Origin of the sequence: Salipaludibacillus neizhouensis, assembly GCF_002886185.1 — a bacterium.
Lineage (GTDB): Bacteria > Bacillota > Bacilli > Bacillales > Salisediminibacteriaceae > Salipaludibacillus > Salipaludibacillus neizhouensis.
Genome location: NZ_KZ614148.1, coordinates 1 through 4,267, shown reverse-complemented (window position 1 = coordinate 4,267; position 4,267 = coordinate 1). Strand labels below are relative to the sequence as shown.

The window sequence follows — 4,267 nt, the reverse complement described above, 5'->3', positions numbered from 1 at the left end:
ATGTCTCCCAGAGTCAATGCTCCTACATTCCTTCGTTCAACCTTGCCATGAGGGTGGAGGTCAGATATGCTCCCCGCCAGGGTCTCTGCCCGTAGTTTTAGTTTATGTTCTGACTTCTCCGTGCTTCAAATGTCTTTTGATAATAAGTAAGTTGTTTAAAATCACTTAGGTTAATAGAGTTTAATAAAACATGGTATTTGAGTTATGCAGCTTCCTGTAAGTTATTAAAGTGTGGAATATCACTAAGCATCTTTTCTTCACTGAACTCACACTGTTTAGTGCCTACTGTAAATAAGATTCGTATTAGTTTATTGCATATGGCAATTAAAGACGGCATTTTTTTTAACGGATTGTCTGGACGGGTCGTATAATACTCATGCAGATCTTTAAAGGCTTGGTTCTTAGCGACTAACGGCATTACAACTCGAAAGAGGAGAGCTCTGAGCTTCTTTCTCCCTCGTTTTGTAATGGTTGTGCGTCCTTTATGAAGTCCTGATGTATTTTCCCGTAAGTTTAGTCCAGCTAGTTTAATAATTTGTTTTGGATGAGAATAGTTTCTTAGATCGCCTACTTCAGCTAAAAATGCAGCGACCGTATCTTTCCCTATTCCTGTGATTGCCACCATATTATGAACACCAGGAACTTGTTTAAGCAATTCATCTAAATGAGCATCTAGTTCTTCGAACTTTTCTTTCAATAAGTCATATTGAGCTAATAAGGTTTTAAGCTCTAATTTAGCCATGTTATTTCCTTGTTTAATGCCGACTGAACAACAAGCCGCCTCTTTTAATCTCCTCACTCTACTTAAACCAACACCTCTTTGGGCGCCCTTTTTGAGGTGTTTTAAAATTTCACCATCAGATAGTTTCAGTAGCTCATGTGGTAGTAGATTAAGCTTTAAAGTACGAAGTGCAGCTTTTCCTTCCCAGTCTTTAAAGGCTGTAAAAAACTCAGGGAAATAGCGGTCTAGCCAATTGTGAATCTTACCTTGTACAGAACGTAGGTCAGTAGATAATAGCTCGCGCACTTTCATTGCTCCTCGAAGTTCTGCATAAACACCTTCAGGGATACTTGGTTCAGCGTAGCGACCGTCTTTGACCAACTGTGCTATGACTTTGGCATCTTTCACGTCATTTTTTGTTGGTGAATTATCGTCTAATTCTTTGCTTTTCTTAGTGTGCAATGGATTGACCACAACACACTTGATATTTAACTCTTTTAAATAATGTGCAAGGTTAAGCCAGTAATGTCCTGTTGGCTCCATACCAACGAAGACTTTATTCATTTGATTATCAACTTGAAGTTGTTTAATCCAACCTATTAAGCCATCAAACCCTGATTGAGTATTTTCAAAAGTAATAGATTTCCCTAGATCCATTCCTCTGAAATCCTGTGCTCTTGCGACGTGATTAAACTTTGCAATATCAACACCTATAATTAGTGTTTCAGCTGTGATTTGAGCAATTTTGTGATTTTGGTTATAATTCATTAGTGAGTCCTCCTTGGTTATCAATTAAGGGTCCTTTTGCGCGCAAAGCTTTGGACACCTCGTATCATACCAAGAGGACTCTTTTTCTATCAAACTCTAAATTCTTTAATTACAGGAATGCTCCCCAATACTTTAAGTGAAAACATTCACAACAATCCAGATATTCTATTAACACTTTAACATAAATATTCCAATTACCACTTTTATTTGTAATGGTTTTCTGATGAAAATCAAACTAATCTTCGACAATATGGCCCTATACATAAAGAAAGGACCCAATTCTTATTACAGAATTGCGCCTGATTGTTGAAGATCACTTTAAAGATTTTATTGAAGAAAAGTACCCGTTAGCGAAATATTTTCACCAATTAAAAACAGCCATTAAAATAATTGAAATAGGAAAAACGACAAAAAAGAATAAGAGGTAGTATCATTTTCTTGTTATGTGTTATGTTTTCTTTCATAACCCTTCCAACCGATAAATATACCTAAAAACATTCCTGTAATTCCGGAACGTAATATTATTTAAACTTAAAGTCATATCCCTTGTAGTTAAAGACATTTCTTAATCCTATTTTTTCTGCAACCGCAATCGATGGCTTATTAGACTCCATACAATCCCAATAAAGGACGAGATTGTCTGCCAAGCAATTTTCTACAAATGTTAAGGCTACTTTTTGTGCTAACTTTTTTCCTTGATGCTCTTCTAAAGTTTCAATATCAATACAGTGAACATTATCAACAACAAAACTAGAAAAACAGACATTTACTATCATATTTTCATATACTACACAGTAACCAATGCCATCATTTAAGAACCTCTTAGGTGAAGACCAAAACTCTAATATCTTGGAACGTAAAAAATCAATATTTTTTATTGATTTATCACTGTTTTTAAAAAGTGTTTCACTAATTTTGACAATATTATATTCTACTTCAGTAGTAAGTTCTAAGTTAACTTTATAATCTTTTCTCTGCAAGGTATAAACCCTCTGATTCCAACTTCCTAAATTACGGTTTTCAAAGACTTTTTTAATAGTTTCATCCCACTTACTGTGATTACCAATACCCTCAAACCAAGTTAATCCTACCTTTCTTGCTTCCGGTATGATTACTGTATCAATAAAATAATTTAATTTTGAGTTGAACGCCTCGTTCCTTTCATTTCCAATAAAGAAAAAACCATCGTTATTACCTAACCAAATAAGACCCGAAGTAGGTGAGTCAGTATCATCTACAAAAATACGACCAGTATTTACCCCATGGACTATTGCTTTAGCTTCTAAATGACCTTGCTCATACAATAAGTCTTTACATTTATGGAATTCATACTTTTTTAATTCTGATATCATCAGCTACCTCCTTCTCTACCAAAAATTTCTCCTTTTAGGAATATTTTTAATTCTCCCTTTCAGTTTAAGTGAACAAATTCACAGACTATTGGATATTCTATCATCACTTTAACATAAATTTCCCAACCATTTTCAAAATATTAGGAACTACTTTTCAACCAACTGGCCCTACACACAAAGAAAGGGCGTAATTCTTATTACAGAATTGCGCCTGTTTGTTGAAGAAAGACTCGCTAGAAATTAGGTACTAAAAGGCAGCTAGCTTGCTGCACCACTGAGGGAGTTTAAGTATATCTTTTCACAAACAATTAAAATCCTAGCTACAATTAAATAGTTGAGTTATATTTTTTATTGAAATGTCGTAGCATTATTATCTAAATTTTTTGCTTTTAATAGATACGACCTTATTTTATTTTCAACTTCAACAGGATACTCATACCCTAACTCTTCGCCAATTTCTCTACATAATCTATTAAAAAGGTTAGCAGTTCTGAATAGAGCATTCCAATTTTCCTCTATGTCAGCTCCAACAAATGTAGTCTCAAGTTCCTCCCATGTTTCTTTATTTAAATACCTTTTAAACCATCTACCGCATTTATTAGGGTTTACTTTCCAATCATTTTGAACTCCTATATACCATTCAATTACTTTTTGTAAATAATTAAATCGAATAATATTATCTAACATATATTTAGCGAAATATAGTTCATCTCGCCAGAGACTTTTTGCAACATAGGTTGTATCCCACCAAAACTCATTAATTACTGCACGATATTCGTCCTCAGTAGGTTTTTTGGTTACAAATGCTGAATAAGAAGGAGGTTTTATATCTTCAGTAATATTATCTTTATCAAGGAGAACCATATAACCATTATCATATTCAAGAGGTATATGAGATTTATTAGTAAGTTTCCTTACTGACTCATTGATAGAAATTTGAAAGTCTATTTTAGTACCGTCTGCATAAAGAACAAGGCGTGTAATCCACCCATCTTTTTCAAGTGGTTTCAAAGGATCAAAAGTAACTACTTCACCGAAATGTTCCATCCATTTATCACTGTTTAAAAAAGGCAGTAAATCGTTTACGAAAAGTTCAATGTCATAATCAGTAAACACATCTTTAAAAGCATAAGGATTTGCACGAGAACTTGTTAAAATGATTGTTCGGATTTCTTCGTTCCTTTTTCCCCATTCAAGTAACTGATCGAACATTTTTTCTTGTTTTCTCATTTTATCACCTCATAAAATAGCTTCCTTCAACTTGTAATTCTTTTTTATATTGAACAATTCTGCCATTTAACACAATAAGAGTTGGCGTTTCGACAACCCCTTGTTAAATATTCCTCCCCTATAGCATTCCTGTAGATCGTTATTTATCAGGTTTGATAAAAAAAGAGCCCCTCAGTAAAATGATTATAGACACGAA

General features: G+C 33.9%; 3 protein-coding genes. All 3 read right to left on the bottom strand.

The features are described from left to right. Positions 1–202: 202 nt before the first annotated feature. A complete protein-coding gene (locus CEF18_RS22875; protein WP_110935606.1) occupies positions 203–1,489 on the bottom strand; it encodes an IS110 family RNA-guided transposase in 1,287 nt (428 codons plus the stop codon). 521 nt (positions 1,490–2,010) lie between these two features. Continuing rightward, on the bottom strand, positions 2,011–2,841 hold the full coding sequence (locus tag CEF18_RS22870; RefSeq protein WP_110938859.1) for a GNAT family N-acetyltransferase: 831 nt from the start codon (positions 2,839–2,841) through the stop codon (positions 2,011–2,013). Positions 2,842–3,189: 348 nt separating this feature from the next. Beyond that, complete coding sequence (locus CEF18_RS22865) at positions 3,190–4,071, bottom strand: aminoglycoside 6-adenylyltransferase (RefSeq protein ID WP_223292456.1); 882 nt, start codon at positions 4,069–4,071, stop codon at positions 3,190–3,192. Positions 4,072–4,267: the final 196 nt, after the last annotated feature.

Coding starts and splice junctions, on each gene's coding strand:
- CEF18_RS22875 (WP_110935606.1), bottom strand. CDS start 1,489: ATGAATTATAACCAAAATCACAAAATTGCTCAAATCACAGCTGAAACA.
- CEF18_RS22870 (WP_110938859.1), bottom strand. CDS start 2,841: ATGATATCAGAATTAAAAAAGTATGAATTCCATAAATGTAAAGACTTA.
- CEF18_RS22865 (WP_223292456.1), bottom strand. CDS start 4,071: ATGAGAAAACAAGAAAAAATGTTCGATCAGTTACTTGAATGGGGAAAA.